Source organism: Aureimonas sp. Leaf454 (assembly GCF_001424685.1).
Classification (GTDB): domain Bacteria; phylum Pseudomonadota; class Alphaproteobacteria; order Rhizobiales; family Rhizobiaceae; genus Plantimonas.
Window position 1 is genome coordinate 274,438 of record NZ_LMQT01000012.1, and the last position, 19,967, is coordinate 294,404.

The 19,967-nt window shown below is 69.0% G+C and carries 20 protein-coding genes and 1 tRNA gene; 3 read left to right on the forward strand and 18 right to left on the reverse strand.

Annotated elements, in window-relative coordinates:
* Positions 1–187: 187 nt before the first annotated feature.
* Complete coding sequence (locus ASG43_RS10115) at positions 188–865, forward strand: SCO family protein (RefSeq protein WP_056503935.1); 678 nt, start codon at positions 188–190, stop codon at positions 863–865.
* Here the strand turns inward: ASG43_RS10115 and ASG43_RS10120 are convergent.
* Both ASG43_RS10120 and ASG43_RS23100 read right to left on the reverse strand, forming a co-directional pair.
* The gene (locus ASG43_RS10120; RefSeq protein WP_056503938.1) at positions 805–1,662 is read right to left on the reverse strand and encodes a hypothetical protein; all 858 of its coding nucleotides are present in this window, start codon (positions 1,660–1,662) and stop codon (positions 805–807) included. The two genes, ASG43_RS10115 and ASG43_RS10120, sit on opposite strands and share 61 nt — an antisense overlap.
* Positions 1,663–2,028: 366 nt before the next feature.
* Positions 2,029–2,184 carry a hypothetical protein gene (locus ASG43_RS23100; protein WP_162244704.1) on the reverse strand — a complete coding sequence of 52 codons (156 nt, stop codon included), beginning with the start codon at positions 2,182–2,184 and terminating at the stop codon, positions 2,029–2,031.
* Positions 2,185–2,379: 195 nt separating this feature from the next.
* On the opposite strand from ASG43_RS23100, the gene ASG43_RS23105 reads away from it, so the two are divergent.
* Positions 2,380–2,850, forward strand: a complete 471-nt coding sequence (locus ASG43_RS23105) for an A24 family peptidase (protein ID WP_056503941.1) — start codon at positions 2,380–2,382, stop codon at positions 2,848–2,850.
* Here ASG43_RS23105 and ASG43_RS10130 read toward each other — a convergent pair.
* From ASG43_RS10130 to ASG43_RS10190, 13 genes are all read right to left on the reverse strand, one after another.
* Positions 2,833–3,846 carry a hypothetical protein gene (locus ASG43_RS10130; protein WP_156386620.1) on the reverse strand — a complete coding sequence of 338 codons (1,014 nt, stop codon included), beginning with the start codon at positions 3,844–3,846 and terminating at the stop codon, positions 2,833–2,835. The genes ASG43_RS23105 and ASG43_RS10130 overlap by 18 nt on opposite strands.
* Positions 3,843–5,969, reverse strand: coding sequence for a type II secretion system secretin GspD (gene gspD / locus ASG43_RS10135; RefSeq protein ID WP_082490799.1), 2,127 nt, complete (start codon positions 5,967–5,969; stop codon positions 3,843–3,845). Before gspD ends, ASG43_RS10130 begins: the two co-directional genes overlap by 4 nt.
* Positions 5,970–6,092: 123 nt before the next feature.
* Positions 6,093–6,755, reverse strand: coding sequence for a type II secretion system protein (locus ASG43_RS23110; protein WP_056503945.1), 663 nt, complete (start codon positions 6,753–6,755; stop codon positions 6,093–6,095).
* 34 nt (positions 6,756–6,789) lie between these two features.
* Positions 6,790–7,215, reverse strand: a complete 426-nt coding sequence (locus ASG43_RS23115) for a hypothetical protein (RefSeq protein ID WP_056503948.1) — start codon at positions 7,213–7,215, stop codon at positions 6,790–6,792.
* Positions 7,212–7,670 (reverse strand): GspH/FimT family pseudopilin, encoded by a 459-nt coding sequence (locus ASG43_RS10150; protein WP_082490800.1) that lies wholly within the window; start codon positions 7,668–7,670, stop codon positions 7,212–7,214. The genes ASG43_RS23115 and ASG43_RS10150 overlap by 4 nt, the downstream gene beginning before the upstream one ends.
* Positions 7,670–8,887 (reverse strand): type II secretion system F family protein, encoded by a 1,218-nt coding sequence (locus ASG43_RS10155; protein ID WP_056503953.1) that lies wholly within the window; start codon positions 8,885–8,887, stop codon positions 7,670–7,672. Before ASG43_RS10155 ends, ASG43_RS10150 begins: the two co-directional genes overlap by 1 nt.
* Positions 8,884–10,641: a GspE/PulE family protein gene (locus ASG43_RS10160; RefSeq protein ID WP_244488051.1), complete on the reverse strand. Its 1,758-nt coding sequence runs from the start codon at positions 10,639–10,641 to the stop codon at positions 8,884–8,886. Before ASG43_RS10160 ends, ASG43_RS10155 begins: the two co-directional genes overlap by 4 nt.
* 215 nt (positions 10,642–10,856) lie before the next feature.
* Positions 10,857–12,086: an EAL domain-containing protein gene (locus tag ASG43_RS10165; RefSeq protein ID WP_200939501.1), complete on the reverse strand. Its 1,230-nt coding sequence runs from the start codon at positions 12,084–12,086 to the stop codon at positions 10,857–10,859.
* A gap of 420 nt (positions 12,087–12,506) precedes the next feature.
* Positions 12,507–12,824 carry a hypothetical protein gene (locus ASG43_RS10170; protein ID WP_056503961.1) on the reverse strand — a complete coding sequence of 106 codons (318 nt, stop codon included), beginning with the start codon at positions 12,822–12,824 and terminating at the stop codon, positions 12,507–12,509.
* 314 nt (positions 12,825–13,138) lie between these two features.
* A tRNA-Lys gene (locus ASG43_RS10175) sits at positions 13,139–13,214 on the reverse strand.
* A gap of 140 nt (positions 13,215–13,354) precedes the next feature.
* The gene (locus tag ASG43_RS10180; RefSeq protein ID WP_162244705.1) at positions 13,355–13,825 is read right to left on the reverse strand and encodes a PilZ domain-containing protein; all 471 of its coding nucleotides are present in this window, start codon (positions 13,823–13,825) and stop codon (positions 13,355–13,357) included.
* A gap of 310 nt (positions 13,826–14,135) precedes the next feature.
* Complete coding sequence (gene ilvC / locus ASG43_RS10185; protein ID WP_056503967.1) at positions 14,136–15,155, reverse strand: ketol-acid reductoisomerase; 1,020 nt, start codon at positions 15,153–15,155, stop codon at positions 14,136–14,138.
* Positions 15,156–15,244: 89 nt separating this feature from the next.
* Positions 15,245–15,907 (reverse strand): TetR/AcrR family transcriptional regulator C-terminal domain-containing protein, encoded by a 663-nt coding sequence (locus tag ASG43_RS10190; RefSeq protein ID WP_056503968.1) that lies wholly within the window; start codon positions 15,905–15,907, stop codon positions 15,245–15,247.
* 265 nt (positions 15,908–16,172) lie between these two features.
* Between ASG43_RS10190 and ASG43_RS23280 the strand changes: the two genes are divergently transcribed.
* Entirely contained in the window at positions 16,173–17,591 is a 1,419-nt protein-coding gene (locus ASG43_RS23280) for a hypothetical protein (protein WP_200939502.1), read from the forward strand.
* A 162-nt stretch (positions 17,592–17,753) separates the two neighbouring features.
* Here ASG43_RS23280 and ASG43_RS10200 read toward each other — a convergent pair whose 3' ends face one another.
* The 3 genes from ASG43_RS10200 to ASG43_RS10210 form a co-directional block, all read right to left on the reverse strand.
* The gene (locus tag ASG43_RS10200) at positions 17,754–18,881 is read right to left on the reverse strand and encodes an ATP-dependent RecD-like DNA helicase (protein WP_056503970.1); all 1,128 of its coding nucleotides are present in this window, start codon (positions 18,879–18,881) and stop codon (positions 17,754–17,756) included.
* Between the two features lie 70 nt (positions 18,882–18,951).
* Complete coding sequence (locus tag ASG43_RS10205) at positions 18,952–19,356, reverse strand: cupin domain-containing protein (RefSeq protein WP_056503971.1); 405 nt, start codon at positions 19,354–19,356, stop codon at positions 18,952–18,954.
* A gap of 17 nt (positions 19,357–19,373) precedes the next feature.
* The gene (locus ASG43_RS10210) at positions 19,374–19,967 is read right to left on the reverse strand and encodes a LysE family translocator (protein ID WP_056503972.1); all 594 of its coding nucleotides are present in this window, start codon (positions 19,965–19,967) and stop codon (positions 19,374–19,376) included.

Consider the following 19,967-nt stretch of genomic DNA (forward strand, 5'->3'; position numbering starts at 1 on the left):
CTTTTCCCTCCAGTCTTGATGAAGCAACCGGGTTGATTTGCGGTGAAACCGCGAGGTTAACCGAACCCGGGGTCAGGATAGCAACCGACACTTACTGTATCGACACCATGTAAAAGCTGACGAAGGGAGGTCAGCCTGTGGCAAGACGGGAGGCGCATGACCGGTTTCGTCTTTTCCGGAGAACGCCATGTCTTTCCCGAACACCGACGATTTCCGTAGCGGCATTGTCGGCAAGGTCCGTGCGGCGGCTCGCCGGGCAGGCAGCCTGCGTGCCGTGTCCCTCGGCCTCGCGCTGCTCGCGCCCTCTTTGCCGGTTTCGGCAGAGGCGCAGGATGCGCGGGCCCCCATGGTCTCGCCCTCGGAGCGGCCCGCCCTGCCCGGCCTCGTCGACGGGCATGGCGCCCCCTACGATCCGTGGGACGATGCCAAGGGTTGGCGGCTGATGTATTTCGGCTTCACCAACTGCCCGAACATCTGCCCGACCAGCCTCTTCGAAATGGCGGCGGCGCTCGATCTCGTCGCGCCTAAAATCCGTTCGAAGATCACGCCGGTCTTCGCGACCGTGGACCCGGCGCGCGATACGCCGGCCGTCATGTCGCGGTATGTCGTGCCGCTCACCTACACGTTCACCACGCTGACGGGCCCCATCGAGACGATGGACAAGCTGGCCTGGACCTACAAGATCATCACGGCGCGCCCAAAGACGACCGATGGCCAGCCTTACTCCGTCGACCATTCCAGCATCGTGTTGCTGCTCGACCCGAGCGGCGCCGCCGTGGAGCGGTTTGCCTACGCGGTGACCTATCAGGAGGTGGCGAGGCGCGTCGAGGCGCGCGTCAGGGGCACGCCGGTGCCCCCGGCCTGATCGATCCTCTCCAAGGCCGCCGCGCGCCGGTCGACCCCTTCATAGGAGCGGTGCGCGGTCGGCCTGGGAAAGAGAAAGCGCAGGGCGGCCAGAACGATCGCGATCGCCAAAAGCCACAGGGCGAGGATCACCCCGAATTTGGCCGCGTAGTTCCATTCCTTGAGAATGCCGAGCGCGAAGGCCATGGTCCAGGAGGCGGCCGAAACAGAACCGCCGAGCAAGAAGACCCGCCGCTCGCGCCCGCGCCAGTTGCCGTCGATCCGCCGACCCAGCGAAGCTTCGAAGGCCGGCAGGATGCGGTCGTGCAGAAGCGCCGCGTTGAGCGTCAGCGCGGCGACGATCGTCACCTTCGCCCAGAGCTTGGGACTGTCGACGAAGGCCGGATCGGCCCGCACCGCGAGCACGGTGAGCGCGAGGCCCGAGGCCCAGAGCAGCGCGAGGCCGATCGCGACCAACCGCTCCCCGCTCCGCATGAACTCGGCCGCACCGGGTGGAACGTGGCCTTTGCGCAGCCAGCCGAGCATGCTCAGATCGAGCGCGACCGCGAGGCCGAGCCCGAGGCAAAGGCCCACGAGGTGAGCCATCCGCAGGACGGAGCGCAGCTCCACCATCGGCGGAAGGTGCAGCATCCCGCTCAGCGCCGGTGCCGGCGCCGCCGCGGTCGCGAAATCCGGCGGGAGAAAGCCGCGCAGTTCGGTCGTCAGAAGCGGCTCGGCCAGCGCGGACCCGGTCGCGGCGCAGACGACGAGAAGCACGAACGTCGCGAGACGGACGGCGGGCGGAAACGAGGAACTCACTTGCGTCTCCTGTTCGTCGTTCCGGGACGGGTTCCGGCCGACGGGCCCCTGGCGCCCGCTGGGCGCGAACCGGCGCCACCGTCCGTGCGCAGCCTCGTGCCGCCTTCACACGCGGCAAGCCGAAGGCCAGTGGTCGGCATCGCCCCGCTGACGACATGACGCTACGTCATCCGGGTTACGGCCCGGTAAAATGCGAGGCCCGGACATCGGACCGACCTCGCTGTCTCCAGCGGGTCCCGGAGGCGATGTCGGGGTCCTCGCCGCACGCCGCTTCGTCGCGTCCGGTCGAGACGATGCGCAAGGCGGTGGACCGGCGATCGCGTCGAGACAGGCGCGGCCCCCTAAGTCATCGAGGCCGGCGGCGTTCTACGCAAATGGGCGCCTGGTCCAGATCGGCGCGCCGCCGCCGTCGACGAGGCCGCGCAGCCCTTGCTGGGCATCGGGATCGCGGCCGGTGTCGAGACGGTCGAGTTCCATCCGCGCGACGCCGGCATCGCCATGGCCGGACCGCGGCTCTGCCAAGCCCGGGCCTCGGATGGCCGCGTGGCCAGATCCTGCTCACGGGTTTGGTGTCTTGCTGCGGACGGCAGGACACCGCGGACGGGGTCGAATGGAGGTGCGACGTCAGCCCTGCCCCGGTTACGTCCCGGTAAAGGCGATGCTGGCATATGGAGAGGAAGGGCGGATCGCATCCGCCGGCCCGGTCCCCTCACCTCCATGACACATGCCGACCCCCGTCTGCTCGCGCTCGTCGCTCTCCTCGCGCTCGTCGCCTTGGTGGACGCGCGGCGCGGCATCATTCCCGATGCGGCCAATGCCGCCATCGCCGCTCTCGGCCTTGTCACAGCCGCCGAGGCGGGATGGGCGTTCCTTGGCTGGCGCGCCTTCGACGCGCTCGTCGTCGGGGCCCTGCTGCTCGTCCTGCGCGAGGTCTATCGGCGTCGGCGCGGTCTTGTCGGACTGGGGCTCGGCGACGTGAAGCTGCTCGCGGCGGCGACGCTCTGGCTCGGCATGGCCGCGCTGTTCGTGGCGCTGTTCCTTGCCTGTGCGGGCGCTCTCGCCTATCTCGGGCTCCAGGCCCTTCGGGGCCGCGCAATCTCGCGCGACACGCGCCTGCGCTTCGGGCCGTTCCTGGCGCTCGCGATCGGTCTCGCCGCCCTTCTTTCGCCGCTACCGCTGGGGCCCTAAAGCGTCGCGGAGCGCCGTGCAGAGCGCCGTCACGCGCCCCGGCTCCGTCCCGGCCCCGGCGGCTTCGTTCGGAGGGCCGGTCACGTCGGACAGACGCGACCAGGCACGGATCCGGGGCATCTCCGCGCGCCCGTCTTGGAACGCCGCCGTCGCGCCGCGGCTCGCGCGCACCGCGCCGTCAGCGGCCACAAACCAGACCTCGATGCGAAAGACCTCGCCGCGGCTCGGCGCGAGATAGGGTCTCAGCGAGGGCAGCAAGGGCGCGTCGCGCGGCAGGAGCGTGCGGGCGAAACGATCGGTGACGGCGAGGTCGAAGGCCGGGCGCGGGTTGTCGACGGTGAGGAGCGGCAGCACGCGGCGGGCCGCCGCCACGTTGCGCAGGACGCGCACCTCGCTCGGATCGAGGAAGGACCCGCTGCGCACGGCCGTGCCGGACGCCGCGTCCTTCGGCGTCCGGACCGTTCCGATCTCGGTCGCGAGAGTCGAGGCCGTCGCCGCATCGAGACCGGCGGCGCCGAAGACGGCCGTCATCATCGGCTCGGGCGCGGCATTCAGATCGACGAGGCCGCCCGCGTCGACGACGCGCAGCACGATGCGCGCGCTTGTCGATGCGGGGGGCCCGCCCGCCGAGGATGCGCGCGGCATCGGGCAATCCAGCGGCAGGCCGTTCACGGGGATCGGCTCCGCCGCAGCGGGGTCCTGCGGCGCGGCCTTGTCCGGCTTGGAGACCTCGCGCAAGGCATCGACGACGAAGAGGGCCGCGCCGTCCGCGAGAGCGCCATAGGCTGCGGCCTCGCGCAGATGGGCGGTCTGAAGCGCGTGGAGGCGGGCCTTGATGGCGAGCCCGGTCGCGACGGCGACGAAGAGCATGACCACGGACAGGATCGAGACAAGGACGAAGCCCGCCTCCCCGCTCGCCCCGTCGGGCCCGTGCGCCCGGCGCTCGCCGGGTGGGCGTGACGTCTGCGGCCGAGGCGCTCGGGGGCGCGGGCTCATCTGGCGATGCGCTGGGCCAGTCCGTCGCCGCGTCCGGCCTTGAGCCCGAGATGCGCGAGGTTGTCGCGGAATTCGCGCGTCACGGCCTGCGCTTCGGATCCGTTGCGCATGACGCGGGGACGGATGAAGATCACGAGTTCGGTGCGCTTCACGCCGTTCGTGCGATTGCGGAAGGCCGCGCCCAGCACCGGAATATTGCCCAGAATGGGCACGGCGTCGGTGCCGTTCTCGCGCTTTTCCTGCACGAGGCCGCCGAGCGCGATGCTCTGACCGTCCTCGACCGAAACCGTGGTGGAGACCTTGCGCTGGCGGATCGTCGGTGAATCGATCCCCGAGGTCGTGGTCCGCACGACGTCGCTGACCTCCTGCTCGATGTTGAGAAGGACGTTGCCGTTGGAATTCACGCGCGGGGTCACGGAGAGAATGACGCCGGTGTCCTTCATCTCGACGCGGTTGACGATGGGCGCGTCGATCGACCCTTGCGTGGAGGACGCCGTCTGCGTGACGATCGGCACCTGGTCGCCGATCTGCAGGCGCGCGGTGCGGTTGTCGAGGACGGTCAGCGTCGGCGAGGAGATGACCTTCACGTCGGTGACCGAGGACAGGGCGTTGAGAACGACCTGGAAGTCGGAATTGGCGAAGAGGTAGGAGAAGCCGGGCGCGATGACGCCGATGGCGCCGTTCACGGCATCCGTCAGGCGCGTCTTGACGTTCTGTTGGTCGAAGAACCAGCGCAGGCCGAAGCGCAGTTCGTCGTTCAGCGTGACCTCGGCGATGACGGCCTCGATCAGCACCTGGTTCGCCATGCGGTCCGATGTCATGAGCGTCGGCAGAAGGCGGTCGTACTGCGCCTTGGTGGCGACGATGATGAGGGCGTTGTTGGGCTCGTCGGCGACGATGCCGACATGGCCGCTCGACAGGCTGGAGACCGCGTCCGTGCCGTCCGCGCTCTGGGTCGGCGACGGACTGGCGAGAGAGGCGGTCTCCGTATCGCCGACGCCGAGGCTGGAGCGCAGCGGCGTCAGGCCGCTCGCAATTCCGTTGGCGCCCTCGAGGCCCCCGACCATGCCTTGCACGATGACGGCGAGTTCCTTGGCCGGCCGGTTCTCGACCTTGTAGACGAAGGTCTGCGGCGTGTTCGCCGCCGCGACCTGATCGAGCTTGCGGATGTAATCGCGGGCGCGCTCCAGATAGGCGGCGTTGGAGGAGATGACGAGGATGGCGTTCAGCTCGCGGCTCGGCACGAACCGCAGGGCGCCCTCGACCGGTCCGTTCGTGCCGCCGAAGAGTTCCTCCAGCTGGCGCGAGATGGCGGTGGGGTCGCCGCCGCCCGACAGGGGAAAGATCGAGGCCGACATGCCGCGCATCCAGTCGACGTCGAAAAGCGCGATGGCCTCTTCCATGTTGCGGATCTGCTCGGCCGTGCCGGACAGGATCAGGATGTTGCGGGCGCGATCGGCCCGAAGCACGCCTGCGGGCGCGATCGGCGCGAGAATGCGCTCCATCTCTGCGGCGGACACGGCGACGAGCGGCACGACGCGCGCGGCCGTTCCGATCTGAACGCCGCCGCGCTGGGCGAAGGACAGGCTGCCCGTGCTGATCGGGTCCTGCGAGCCGGTGATGTGGTAGGCCGCGCCGACCTTGGTGATCTTCATGCCTCTGGAGGCGAGCACGGACTGGAACGTGTCGACCAGCGCCTGCTTCGACATGGGCCGCGCCGTCTGCAGCGTCACCGTTCCCTCCACGTCGTCGCCGATGACGTAGTTGACCTTGAGGATTTCGGTGAAGATGGCGTTGGCCGCCACGGCGATGGACACATCCACGAGATTGAGGGTGACGGCCTTGCCGTCATCCTGGAAAAGCGGGCGCCGGGCGACCGGGGTGCCGCTCGTCAGCGTGACGGCGCCGGCTTTGGGCGCGGCGGAGACGAACGGGCGGCGGTTCGACGTGTCGCGCGGGCTCGACAGGGAGCGCGTGGCCTCCAGTCCGCTGCGGGTCGACGGCTGCGTGTTGCACGCTGCCGACAGGAGCAGGATGGCGCAGAGCACGAGCGTCGCCGCGGAGCGGGGCGTGCCGACGCGTCGTCCCTGGCTGCCGCATCCCTCGCTTCGGCCTGTCGCCATACCGTTCTCGACCCTTTCCCTCCGCCACGCGCCGATGGCGGGTGGCGATCAAGCCCGATGCTTTACGGAAGGAGGGTGGATCGAAGCTGACGCAAAGAAACAATGAATTTTACTATAAGATACTTATGTTCTAGCAGGACTTGCCATCTTTTGTGCCGCCGAATTCACAGTATCGCTTCCTGCTGCGGGCGCTTGGAACGCGGACATGGGATGCACGATGAGGTCGAGGCCTCGTCCCTTCCCGTCGGCCCGCTCCAGTTCGATCCGCACGAGGGCCGGCGTGCCGAGCGCCGGATCGCTCCAGTCCGCCCGCCATTCGGGCGAGCCGTCCTCGTTTGTCGCGCCGTAGGCGAGCCGGAGGGCCTTGACGCCGCGGAGGAGGATGTTCGCGTCGCGCTTCTCGTCCTGCTGCAGGCGCGACGGCTTCCGGCGTTCGGCGAGGACGAGCGTGTCGTCGGCGGCCGGCTCCACCGAGAGCGTGATCGCCGCGATGCCGCCGCTTTCCAGAAGCGGATCGGCGGGTGCGAGAAAGCGGACGGAGTCCGGCGTTCCGATTAAGGCGGCGGGCGTTCCGTCGGGCAGGAGGGCGACTGCTTCGCCGAACGTGCGGCGCAGATGGGCCGCCACGAGCGAGGCTTCTTCCGCTGCGTCGAGGCGTCCGGCGATCGGGGCCGCCCATCGCAGGGACCCGATGCCCTGGAGGGCGAAGAGCGCGATCAGCGACAGGAGCGCCATGGCGACGAGAAGTTCCACCAGCGTCATGCCGGCCTCGGGACCGGCGTCCATCGAAGGTGCCGGCGGCGGCGAGCGTTGCGGTGCGTCACGCATCGGGAGCCGGAGCGCGGGCAAGCACCAGCGTCGACAGATCGGGCCGGCGGCCCTTCGACGTGCCGGGTGCCTCGACCACGAAGACGGACAGGCGAAAGGGGCGTGGGCTGCCGGGTTCCGCCGGCGGCCCCGCGCGCCGGACCTCGGCGATCTCGATGTGCCAGGCGATTCCATCGCTGACGCCCTGCTCGCGCCCCGGAGCGACGATCGCGCGGGCGCGCACGCTCTCCACGAGATCCTGCGCCAGCGCGAGGCGACGGAAATGAGCATCCACGACCTCCACCACATCCATCGTGCCGGCGAAGGCGCGCAGCATGGCGATGCTGACGAGGGCGAGGATGGCGAAGGCGACGAGCGCTTCCACCAGCACGAAACCGGCCTCGCCGTCCTCGACATGCGGATCCGCGGCGGGAGTCACGGGGCTTCACCGCGCACGAGGCCGGTCAGCCAGTCCACGACGAGGGCGCCCTTCGCCGTGCCGGCGGCCAGTTCGACGCGGCCGCCGCTGGAGCGCCCGTCCGGCAGGAAGAGGATCGCGGCCTTGCCGTCCGCGCCCGCTTCGCGCGCCGTCACGAGATCGAGGCGCAGGCCGTCCGGGATCGCGAAGGGCGGGCGCGTCTCGCTCACCAGCGCCTTCGCTGCGGGATCGAAGATAAGGCTTCGGGGCTGGCCCGAGCGGATGGCGTCGAGCCGGACATAGCGCAGTTCCGCCGCGACGCGGTCGGCGGCCGAGGCGACCATCCGGGCCGGGCCCCGGCCTGCCATTGCCAGCGCACCCGCGCCGGCGGCAAGCGCGACGACGGCGATCACCACGAGCATTTCCGCCAGCGTGAAGCCGGCCTCCCCCACCCTTGGGCGTGGCGGGCCGGCCATCACCGCACCGCCAGGTCGTTGACGGAGAAGACCGCGCTCATGATCGACAGGATGAGGCCGCCGATGACGATGCCGAGACAGCCGGTGATGACCGGCGTCATCACGGCGAACAGGCGGCCGATGCGGGTTTCCAAGGCCCTCTCGTGGAGATGGGCGGCCTGCATCAGGAGCGGCCCGAGGCGGTTGACCTCCTCGCCGGTCGCGATCATGCGCAGGGTTACGGGCGAGAGGGCCTCCAGCCCGCCGAGCGCGACGGCAAGGCGCGCGCCCTCTGGAATGCGCCGTCCGGCCTCGGCGAGCACGCGGCGGAAGGTCTGGCTGCGCGGCACGAGCGAGGCCGCCGCGATGGCGGCCGGCACCGGCACGTCGGCGCCGAGCAGCGTGCCGAGCACGCGGCACAGTCGCGCCGCCTCGCTGCCGAGCAGGACCGGCCCGAGCAGCGGCAGACGAAAAAGGAGCTTCTCGCGCGCTATCCCGAAGCCCGGTCGCGACCAGACGGCGACGAGGCCGCTGAGGGCCGCGCCGAGCCCGGCGATGATCACCGGCCAGCCCTCGGCGAGGAGCGCCTCGACCTCCTGGATAAGGCGCAGGACCGCGGGCGTCTCGACCCCCGGCTGGTCGAAGAGGGGCGCGAGCGAGGGAACGAGGACGCCGATCACGAGGCCGACGATGCCGAGCGCCATGGCGAGCAGCAGCGCCGGATAGATCAGCGCGGAGACGACGGTGCGGCGGATCTCCTCGCGCCGCTCCAGCGAGGCGACGAGATCGGCGAGGACGCGCCCGAGCGAGCCGCTGATCTCGCCGGCCGCGGTGATCTCGACCGTCTCGATGGGAAAGGCGCCGGGATGGCGGCGGAAGGCCTTGGACAACGGCACGCCCGACAGGACGTCGGCAAGCACGGCGTCGAGGATCGGACGCAGGCGCGCCGGCGCTTGCCGGATGGCGAGGCGCAAGGCGCGGTCGACGGTGAGTTGGGCTCCCAGCAGCGTCGAGAGGTCTTTGAGGAAGATCAGCCGGTCGGCCGGCCTGGCCCTGCCGGGACCGCCGAGGATGTCGCGCTTCCAGAAGGGTTCGGTTTCGGGCGCCTGCGCGAGCTTGATGAGGCGCCGGCCGCCGGAAGCGGCGCGCGCAGCGGCCTCGCTCCGGTTCTCGGCCTCGACATGTCCCGCGCGCAGGCGCCCCGCGGAATCCACCACCTCGAAACGAAAGCGCGTCATGCCGCCTCCGGCCTCGGAACGGCCGCATCCGATTCCAGTTCGAGATGGCGCATCACCTGGTCGAGGCTGGTTTCCAGCGCCAGCGCCCGTCCGATGCCGTGGTCGGCAAGGCTCGCCATGCCGTTCCGCCGCGCGAGGTCGCGGATCGCGGCCTCCGTGTCGCGCGCCGAGACGCGGGCGCGCAGCAATTCGTCGAACTCGATGCCTTCCGCGATCACCGCGCGGCCGCGAAAGCCCGTGCCGTTGCAATGGGGGCAGCCGCCGGGATGGGCGAGCGGCGGCGGGGCGGCGCCCGACGCGAGACATCCCCGACGCACCAGAAGCGCGGTCTCGGCGAGCGTCGCCGGCTCGATCCGGCGGCACGCCGCGCAGAGGAGACGAACGAGGCGCTGGGCGAGGACGCCGTTCAGCGTGGCCGCAAGGAGATAGGGCTCCACCCCCATATCCGCGAGGCGCGTGATGGCGGCGGCGGCGGAATTGGTGTGGAGGGTCGAGACCACGAGATGGCCGGTCAGCGCGGCCTGCACGGCGATGCGCGCGGTCTCGACGTCGCGGATCTCGCCGATCATCACGACGTCGGGGTCCTGTCGCAGGATCGAGCGCAGCGCCTGCGCGAAGTCGAGGCCGATGGCGGCGTGCGTCTGCACCTGCTGGATGCCGGGCACGCGGTATTCCACGGGGTCCTCGACGGTGACGATCTTGGTGCGCCCGTCGTTGAAGCGCGAGAGCAGCGTGTAGAGCGTCGTGGTCTTGCCCGAACCCGTGGGGCCGGTCACGAGGAAGATGCCGTTCGGACGCGCCGCCATGCGCTCGACCCGTTCGGCCAAGGCCTGCGTGTAGCCGAGCGCGGGAAGCGAGACCTCCTCCTGCGGCTTCTGCCCCTGCCCGAGCAGGCGCAGCACCAGCGCCTCCCCGCTGGCGGTCGGCAGGACGGAGACGCGCACGTCGACCTCGCGCCCGCGATCCACCGTGGTGAGACGCCCGTCCTGCGGCAGGCGACGCTCCGCGATGTTGAGCCCGGCGAGGATCTTGACGCGCGTGACGAGGCCCGTGTGCAGCGCGCGGGGATAGATGGTCGGCCGCACGAGCATGCCGTCGACGCGAAAGCGCGCCACGAGATCGGTCTCGCCGGGCTCGACATGGATGTCGGAGGCGCCGATCTCGAAGGCGGTGCGCAGGAGCGCGTTGGCGAGACGCACGATGGGCGCCTGACGCGCGGCGTCCTCGAGCCGCTCGGTGTCGCTGCCCACCAGCGCGCCGTCCCCTCCCGCCTCATCCCGAGCCTCTTCCTCGCCGTAGAGCGCGCGGAAGGCTGCGTCGAAGGCGGAGGGGCCGATGATGCGGAACTGCGCGTCGGGTCCCAACGCGTAGCGAAGGCTCGTCAGGAGGTCGTTGCGGAAGGGATCGGCCAGCGCCACGAGCGGCGCGGGGTCCTCGGCGAGCGGCAGGAGGCGTAGGCGGCTGCAGTAATCGCGCGGCAGGCGGTCGGCGAGGAGGGCCTGCGCGGGACGCTCGGGGCCGGCGGCTTCGAGGCCGCACCATTGCGACAGCGCCTCCACCAGCCGGTCCTCCGACAAAAGGCCGAGCTCGCTGAGGACGATCGGCAGGGAGCCGCCGAGATGAAGCGCGGCCCGCGCGCGCTCGGCGGCCGGCGGCTCGATCGCGCGCGCGTCCACGAGATGGGCGAGGAAGGCGTCGGGCCGCAGCCGCGCGTCGCCCGCCAGCCGCTCGCCGCCGCGCCGGTCCGGGCGCATCTTCGACGGTCGCCGCCTCGTTCCCCAGACCTGCATCACCCGCCTTCTGCGAAGGTTTCCCTAGCGTCACCCTGGGCCAACAGGATTAACGGCGCGTCAACGCCCCCGCGGCGGAGCCAAAGCGGAAGCCGCCGATCTCGACGGATCGCCGGGCCGGTCCGCGGCCGTCGGAGCCAGGATCGGGATCGGGATCGGGATCGGGCGGGCGATCCGACCTATCGGCGCGCGAGAAACTGCCGGAAGGCGGGGACGGTCATCGGGCGCGCGATGTGATAGCCCTGAGCGGCCTGGACGCCGATCGCGCGCAGGGCTTCCAGCTCACGCTCCGTTTCCACGCCTTCGGCTACCACGCGCCCGCCGAAACCGGTCGCGAAGCCGATCAGGGCTTCGGCGAGGGCCCGGCGCATGGGGTCGAGATCGATCCTCTTGGTGAGGCTGATGTCGAGCTTGATGATGTTCGGGCGGGTCGTCAGGATGTGGCGCATGCTGGCATAGCCCGATCCCGTGTCGTCGATCGCGACCTTCACGCCGAGGTCGCGCAAAGGGCGCAGCCGGTCGTTCAGGATCAGGTAATCCTCCACCTGATCGTGCTCGGTCAGTTCCAGGACGATCCGGTCGGCCGGCAGGTCCCGGAAGAGATCTTCCAGGCGTCCCTCGATGATCGTCGTCGGGGAGCAGTTGAGGCCGAGCTGGAGCGGCAGGTCGGCCCAGATCCCGTGCCAGCTTTCGATCGCGTTGCGGATGGCGGCGGTCTCGAGCTCGATGCGCAGCCCCACATCCGCCGCCTCGGCGAACCATTTGTCGGGCGTGCGCAAGGGCTCGGCCGAAAAGCGCGCGAGCGCTTCGACGCCGACGACCCGCTGATCCGACAGCATGATGATCGGCTGGAACAGCATGGTCGGCCCGCCAGCCGCCAGCACGGCCTCGATCCGCGCCCGCTTGACCGCCGCCTCGCGGCGGGCCGTTTCCCGAAGCTCGATCTGGTGGGCGGTGATCTCGGCGAAGGCACGCATCACGTCGAGATCGCGTGGATTGAGCGAGGGACGGGCCTCATGGCTGAAGCAGCAGAACGTGCCGTAGATGCTGCCGTCGGAGAAGCGGAGCGGGACGCTCATATGGGCGCCGATCGGCATGTCCGACGTGACCGGCATCGCCGTCGCCTCCGGCACTTGGGTCGTGTCCGGCATGAGTTCGGGCAGGCGGCCGTCGAGGATCCTCTGGCAGTAGCTCTCGTCGAGCGGGCCGGCATCACCCGGACGGAGCAGGACGCGGTCGGTCTGCCCCTCGACGTAGCGGAAGATGCGGCGGTCGCCGATGACGTTGGAAACGAAGGCGACATCCATTCCCAGATGCTGTCGGACCGTCTTGAGGACCCGCTCGATGTCGGCCGTAACCGCCGCTGCGATGAGGTCGCCGCCGAGCGTCGAGCCCGGCACCTGTATCACGTCCAATTCCGGCTCCAATGACCGCGATCAAGCGCTGATCCGCTCGGCTTGGCGAGATTGAATCACTGTCGGGCAAACCGCAATATCCGTCCCTTGTCTTTGGACGAAACAATCGAAATTCTTGGTGAGACGGCGGCCTCCTCTATAGGAACGACCCGTCTGCTTGTGAACTCTTGGAGGATGGCGCGCGAGGCGCGTGAGCACTTGTGGCCCTCGGCGCATCTCTTGTCTGACGCGTCTTCGACGGGATCGAGCCGTGCCTCCCCATGGGCGAAGCGGCGATGCTCTGGGCAAGGTAGCCCTTGGAGGATGCGTCGGGCGACCGGGAGCCGAAACGAAAGGGCACCGGCGAGCGCGATGCTCCCCGGTGCCCCTGCCCTCGCCCGGCGCATGCCCCAGCGAACGCGTTGCGACGGTTGATCAGGCGGCCTGATGCAGGCCCTCGCCGACGCCGGCCAGTTGTTCCGAAATCTTCTCGTCGTCGACGCGGCCGGCGATCTTCTCGGTCTTGTCCGCAAGCGAGCCCAGAAGCTTCTTCACCGCCTCGCCGTCCACCTCGTCGGCCTGAAGCTTGGTCTTCAGCGATGCGAGATCGGCGTGGATGCCCTTCGCGCCGGCTGTCTCGACATCGGCAAGTTGCTCCTGCCAATAGTCGATCTGCTCGACGGCGGCCTTGATCGCCAAGGTCTCGAGACCCGACTTGATGGCATTGTTCAACTTGGTGAAACGTGCGGCCATGCTCAACTCCTCTGCTCGGCCCATCCGAGCGATCCGGGGTCCAACAGCGCTCGCGCCGGTTCGGTTCACGGGACTCCGACAACCGCGACAAGATGACCAGTCAGGCTTATCATTTAAGGGCTCGGCGTCCCGCCGGCATCGACGCGGTGCGGCGCGTGCACGCGGCATCGATCGCCCCAGCGACGCCGGAGGCCCCCGCCATCCAGCCGCTACAACAGCCCAAGAGCCGACCGGTCCGCTTCGTGGCGAAGACGATCCGAGCTGATCGCCGGCCGTCCGGCTAATATGTCCTGGAATTTTATCAGCGTATGATATGGTGGGTGTGCACAGGTTCGAACTGTGGACCCGCTGATTAAGAGTCAGCTGCTCTACCAACTGAGCTACACACCCATCATCCTGCCAAGGCAGAAACCGCGCCGCCGGAGCGGTGCGTGTCGGTCCCGAAGGCCGATGGCGGCTCTATAGCCAAGGTCGCCGATCCTGTCCACCTCGTTGCGAACATTTCTTCGCGGATGCGCGAGATTTCGACGTCAGAACCAGGGAAACCGGCGGGTCAAGGCGCTCGGCAGCGCCTCGGGAACGATGCGGCGGATGGAAAGTCCGGTGGTTGCCGGCATCGAAGCCTGATCGTGAAACGGATCGCCCGGTCCAAATTCGCTCGCACGCCCGGTCTCGGCCGCCAGCGCGGCCTGATCGAGAGCCGCCTGCTCCTCCTCCTCGGAGATCACGTCGAGAAAGCGGATGCCGGCCAACATCCCGCGGCGATAGACGAGCTTGGCCGGCCGCTCGGCTTCGTCGCCGATGCGAACCTCGAAGACCTTGGGCAGGTGAGCCGCGTCGTCGATCGTCAGGAGGGCGCCGGTCGAGGAGATGTTCCGCACGATGCAGTCGAAGGTCGAGAACCGATTGTTGAACAGGATCTTGGCGCGCTTGAGCGTACGGGTTCGCTGCGCGACGCGGCGCTCGGACCCGTCGGGTTCCTGGTCGGGCACGGCACTCACAGGTGGCCTCCATGACGAGCGATCGGTGAACGACATTGTCATATCGCTCTTAACGCTAGGTAAAGGCCCGAGGCGGGCGTCGGGGCGGCACGGGCCGGTCGGCCAACGCCAAAGCGCTGAGGTTCTTTCAAAAGAAAGCCGCCGCATCCCCTTGGATGCGGCGGCTTTTCGGATCAGGGCTCGACGGAAGCCGGCGAGCCGGCCGCACCCGCACGGGTGCTTCGCCGCAAGCCGTTCAGCTAAAGTCTCGGGCAGCCAGAGTCTGGGGCAGCCAGGGTCTCGGGCCGCCAGAGTCTTGGGCCGCGAGGCTTCAGTTGCGGGCCTTGTCGACCAGTGCGTTCGACTTGATCCAGGGCATCATGCCGCGCAGACGCTCGCCGACCTCTTCGATCTGGTGGCGATCGTTGTTGCGGCGGATGCCCTTGAAACGGGCCGCGCCGGACCGGTATTCCTGCATCCAGTCGGACGTGAACTTGCCGGTCTGGATGTCCTTGAGAACCCGCTTCATCTCGGCCTTGGTCTCATCCGTGATGATGCGCGGGCCGGTCACGTACTCGCCCCACTCGGCGGTGTTCGAGATCGAATAGTTCATGTTCGCGATGCCGCCCTCGTAGATGAGGTCGACGATCAGCTTCACCTCGTGCAGGCACTCGAAATAGGCCATCTCGGGCGCGTAGCCCCCTTCGACCAGCGTCTCGAACCCGGCGCGGATCAGTTCGACCAGACCGCCGCAGAGCACGACTTGCTCGCCGAAGAGATCGGTCTCGCACTCTTCCTTGAAGTTGGTCTCGATGATGCCGGAGCGGCCGCCGCCGACGCCGCAGGCGTAGGAGAGCGCGAGTTCGAGCGCGTTGCCCGATGCGTCCTGGTGGACGGCGACGAGGCACGGCACGCCGCCGCCCTTCTGATACTCGCCGCGCACGGTGTGGCCGGGGCCCTTCGGCGCGATCATGACGACGTCGACCGAGGACTTCGGCTCGATCAGGCCGAAATGCACGTTGAGGCCGTGGGCGAAGGCGATCGCGGCGCCGTCGCGAATGTTCGGAGCGATGTCGGCCTTGTAGATGTCGGCCTGCAGTTCGTCCGGAGTCGCCATCATCATGAGGTCGGCCCAGGCGGCGGCTTCCGCCACGGTCATGACCTTGAAGCCGTCGGCCTCGGCCTTCTTGACGGTCGGCGAACCGCTCTTCAGGGCGATGACGACGTTGCCGGCGCCGGAATCCTTGAGGTTCAGCGCATGGGCGCGGCCCTGGCTGCCATAGCCGATGACGGCGACCTTCTTGGACTTGACGAGGTTGAGGTCGGCATCACGATCGTAATAGACGCGCATCGCATCGTTTCCTTGTGGCGGTGGGTTGCAACCGGGTGGCGGTCGGGGACGGCGCGGCCATCGGCCGCTCTCGTTGTGGATCAGCGGCGTCAGCCGCTGCCGGGCCTTGCCCCATAGAGGGCGAAGAACTGTTCGGTCGCGCGGCCGGCGTCCCGTGCGATCTCGCCCTCCGTCGGCGCGAGCGGCTCGCCGAGCAGGAGACGGATCTGCACGTCGCGCACGACGAGACCGAAAAAGGTCGCGAAGGCCTCGTCGGCATCCGCGAAGGCGATCAGTCCGGCGGACCGGCCCGCTTCGATCATCGGCCGAAGCCGGCGGCGCATCGCGGACGGACCGTTTTCGAGGACGATGGAGCCGAGCGGCGAGGATCCCGCCTCGCCCTTGCGCTCCGAACCGGCCTCGCCGACGGCGAGGCGATTGAGGGCGACGGAGGTGCGCCCCGTCAGGACCGTCAGCCAGTCCCGCGCGAAACCGTCGAGGCTGTCGAAGAGCGCGGCGCGATCGAGCCCCTCGGCCGGCACCGTCGGCATGCGCACCTTCGCCGCCTGCCACTGCACCGTCGCGGTCAGGAGACCATCGCGACCGCCGAACCACTTGTAGAGCGTTTCCTTGGAGCAGCTCGCGCGCTGTGCGACCGCGCTCATCGTCAGCGTTTCCCCGGCATCGACCAGGAGGCCGAGGGCGGCGTCGAGCACTTCGCGCTGACGGCTGGTCAGCGGACGTCCCTCGATTTCGGCTTCCTCGACATCCACGCGGCAACCGCCTTCCCGATAAGTACCGTACGTTACGGTACGGCCCTCTACCCGTCTTTGCCTCGGACTGCAAGAGGCCGTCCCGCCCGGCGCAGGACCTCGTCCGGACCCCCGTCGAGGCATGCCGCCAAGGCGTCGGGACGCTCGTCCGTCGCGCCTTGCGCTCGGTCGATGAACTCTTGGAGACCGCGGCGCAAGAGCGGTTGACAGCACGGACCTCGCACTGTTCCCTTGCCAAGCCGCGATAAACGGCTGGGAGAGATTGATGGGTAGTTCAAGATTCGTGCCGCTGGTGATTGCAGGCTTCATCGGCCTTCTCATCGGCTGGGTCCTCGGACCCGATGTCGATGACATCGAGACGACGCTGGGCGATCGGCTGACGCAGATCGAGGCGAAGGTGAACAACGGGCTCGTGTCCGTCGCCGGCATCCAGAACGGCATGGTCGGCGCAGATCAGCGGATGACCGAGATCGCCGCCGCCGTCCAGGCGCAGGCGTCGGCAGCACCGAACGAGGCCGCTGCCGCCCTTTCGGCGAAGCTCGATCAGGCGGATGCCGCATCGAAGGCCGCCACGGACGCGCTTGGACAGACGGTCGCAGCGCTCGGGCAGAAGATCGATGCGCTGGCGGCGATGCCGGCTCCGGCCGCTCCCGCCGCTCCGTCCGGCGGCGAGTTCGCGGCGCTGGCATCCGGCCTCGGCAATAGCGGCGCGATCCTTCTGGCCGGACAATCCGCGATCTTCGGTTCCAAGACGCTGACCGTCGCCTCCGTCGGCGAGGGCAAGGCGACGATCGGCACGGCCGGCGGCGCATCGAACGAAGTCGCGTCCGGCGCCTCGGTCGATCTCGGCGATGGCTGCTCCGTGGCTCTGACCGGCGTCGCCGGTCCCGCCGCGCTTCTCGCGCCCACCGGCTGCGGCGCTCCGAGCGCTCCGGCCGCCGAAGCACCCGCGGCGGCTGCGCCGGCCGCTCCGGCAGCCGCTCCCGCCGCTGCAGCACCCGCGGCGCCCGCCGCCGAGCCCGCAGCCGTGCCCGCCCCGGCGCCGGCAGCTGCCGAGACTCCGGCTGCCGCCCCGGCGCCGGCCGCGTCCAACGGCGCGCTCGTGATCGGGCAGACGGCGGTGTTCGGCGAGAAGAAGGCGTTCCTGTCCCGAATCTCCGCGGCGGATCAGACGGCGTTCTTCTTCATCCCCGGCCAGGGTCAGGTCTCCGGAAAGGCCGGTGGCAGCGTCGATCTCGGCGACGGCTGCAGCCTTTCGGTCGCCAGCGTCGAGGCGACGTCGGTGACGGTCGAGCCCGCCGGTTGCGGCGAGACCCCGTCCGCCGATACCGCGTCCGCCGCAGCGCCGGCGGCGCCCGCGGAGCCGGCCGCAGCAGCCCCGGCCGCCGCAGCGCCCGAAGCTCCGGCTCCCGCCGCCGAAGCCCCGGCACCCGAGGCTCCGGCCGCGGCACCGGCCGCGTCCACCGCGGCGGGCACGCCGATCGCCATCGGGCAGACCGCGACCTATGGCGACAAGCGCATTTTCCTGTCGCGCCTGACCCCCGAAGCCGCCTTCATCGTCGTTGTCGGCCAGGGCCCGCAGGAGGTGAAGCCCGGCGCCTCCGCCGATCTCGGCGGCGGCTGCACGGCCAAGCTCGAGTCGATCGGCGCCGGCACCGCGAGCTTCACGCCCGCCGGCTGCTGATCCCGCACGTCAGGCAGACGCAGAGAGGGCGGCGGAGCGATCCGCCGCCCTCTCTGCGTTCGGCCATGTCTTTGGATGCGAGAGATCCTGGTCGTTGGGAACGGGACGGACGATGGCGACCGGACCTTCCGATCGCGATGATCTCGCCCGGCATCCGCGCGCTCAGCGCACGATCGTCAGCCGCTCCGCGGCGCGCGTGATGGCGGTGTAGAGCCAGCGATCGCGCGTTTCCTTGAAGGCCCAGCTCTCGTCGAAGAGCATGACGTCGTTCCACTGCGAGCCCTGCGCCTTGTGGACGGTCAGGGCATAGCCGTAGTCGAAATCGTCGTAACGCTTCTTCGTTGCCCAGGGCACCTCCTCGTCGGGTGCCTCGAAGGCCTGTTTCAAGAGCTTGATCTTGGCCGCGCCCTGGTCGACATCGTCGTCGTCCGGCTTCACGATGAGGTTGATGCCGGGCTTGGTCGTTTCGGGCGAGGCCGTCATGACCTGCCAGAGGGAGCCGTTGAGCAGGCCCTTGGCCGGATCGTTGCGCAGGCAGACAAGCTTGTCGCCGGAATAGGGCAGCGCGCCCTGAAATCCCTTCAGCTCCCGCAGTCGCGCATTGTAGCGCCGCCGCGTGCGGTTCGTGCCGACGAGTACCTGATCGGCCGAGAGCACGCGGTCGCGGTCGACCTCCTCCTTGCCGATCACCTGCGCCGTGCCGTAGTCGCCCTTCATCAGCGGACGGCCCTCCCGAACGGTCAGCGCGAGGTCGATGATCGGATTGTCGCGCGCCTGGCGGTGGATGTCCGTCAGGAGGAAATCTGGCTCGGCTTCCGTGAAGAAGCCCCCGCCGGAAACCGGAGGCAGCTGGCCCGGATCGCCGAGCACCAGGACCGGTGTTCCGAAGGACAGAAGATCGCGCCCCAGAACCTCGTCGACCATCGAGCACTCGTCGACGACGATGAGCTTGGCCTTGGAGACAGGGCTCTGCCGGTTCAGCGAGAAGGTCGGCGAGATGCGCGAGGAGCCCTTCTCCTCGTCGGTCACCGTTTCCTCTCCGCGGGGGCGATACATCAGCGAATGCAGCGTACGCGCGCTCTTGGCGCCCTTCGAACGCAGGACCTGCGCCGCCTTGCCCGTGAAGGCGGCGAACTGGACATTGCCGTCGATGCCTTCGGCAAAATGGCGCGCGAGCGTCGTCTTGCCGGTTCCGGCATAGCCGAAGAGACGGAACAGCGGCTTGTCGCCGGCCGCCAGCCAGTCGGCGACGGCTTTGAGGGCCTGATCCTGCTGAGGAGAAAACTTCATGACTGCCAGTGACAGGATTCGGCCGGGAAGGGCAAGGCGATCGATCTCCCCATCCCGTTCCGGGGCTCCCTCATTCCGGCCTGTCATCCTCGGAGAAGCGATAGACAATCTCGGCGAAGCTGTCGGTGGGGAAGACGTAGAGAAAGCGCACGGGCGCGCCCCCCTCGTTGCGGATGCCATGCTCGGCATTGCCGGGAATGAAGACGCAGGCGCCTGTCGACACCCGGCTTTCCGCGCCGTTGACGGAGACCACCGCCTCGCCTTCGAGAAGGAAGTAGAGTTCGGCGGGTTCGTGGCGATGCAGGGCAAGATGCCCGCCCGGCTGGAGATGGGCGATTCCCGCCGTCAGCCCGTCCGTCGGCGTGAGATCACCCGACAGGAGCGTCTGCCAGCCGACCACGCCCCGCCCCTCCGGCTCGCTCCAGCCGTCGCTCGCAATCCCGAGATCTCGGACGATAACGGGCTCGATCGGCATCGGAACTCTCCCTGGTGTCAGAACAGGATCGGGACGATCGATAGGAGGAGCGCCAGCCCCATCAGGCCGTTGAAGACCCGCAGACGGCGCGGATCCGCCAAATAGCCACGCAGGGCGACGCCGAAGCCGGCCCAGACGGAAACGCTCGGGAAGTTCACGACCGCGAAGGCGACGCCGACGAGGACGACCGAAAGGACGGGATGGTCCGCGTTGGTGTAGGCGCCCATCGCGACGAGCGCCATCGCCCAGGCCTTGGGATTGACCCATTGAAAGGCCGCGGCCTCGAGCAGCGTCAACGGCTTGGCCGACGCCGTCCCCTCCCCGATCGAGCGCGACATCGCGACCTTCCAGGCCAGCCAGACCATGTAGGCGACGCTCGCGATCTTCAGCGCCGTCTGCGCCGCCGGGACGGCCAGAAGAACGGCGCCGAGCCCGAAGCCGACGCTGAGCAGGAGGACGAAGAAGCCAAGCGCGATGCCCAGCATGTGCGGGAGGGTCCGCTTGAAACCAAAATTCACGCCCGATGCCATCAGCATCATGTTGTTCGGCCCCGGCGTCACCGAGGTAACGAAGGCATAGACGATCAGCGCGAGAAAGGTTTCGAGCGGCAC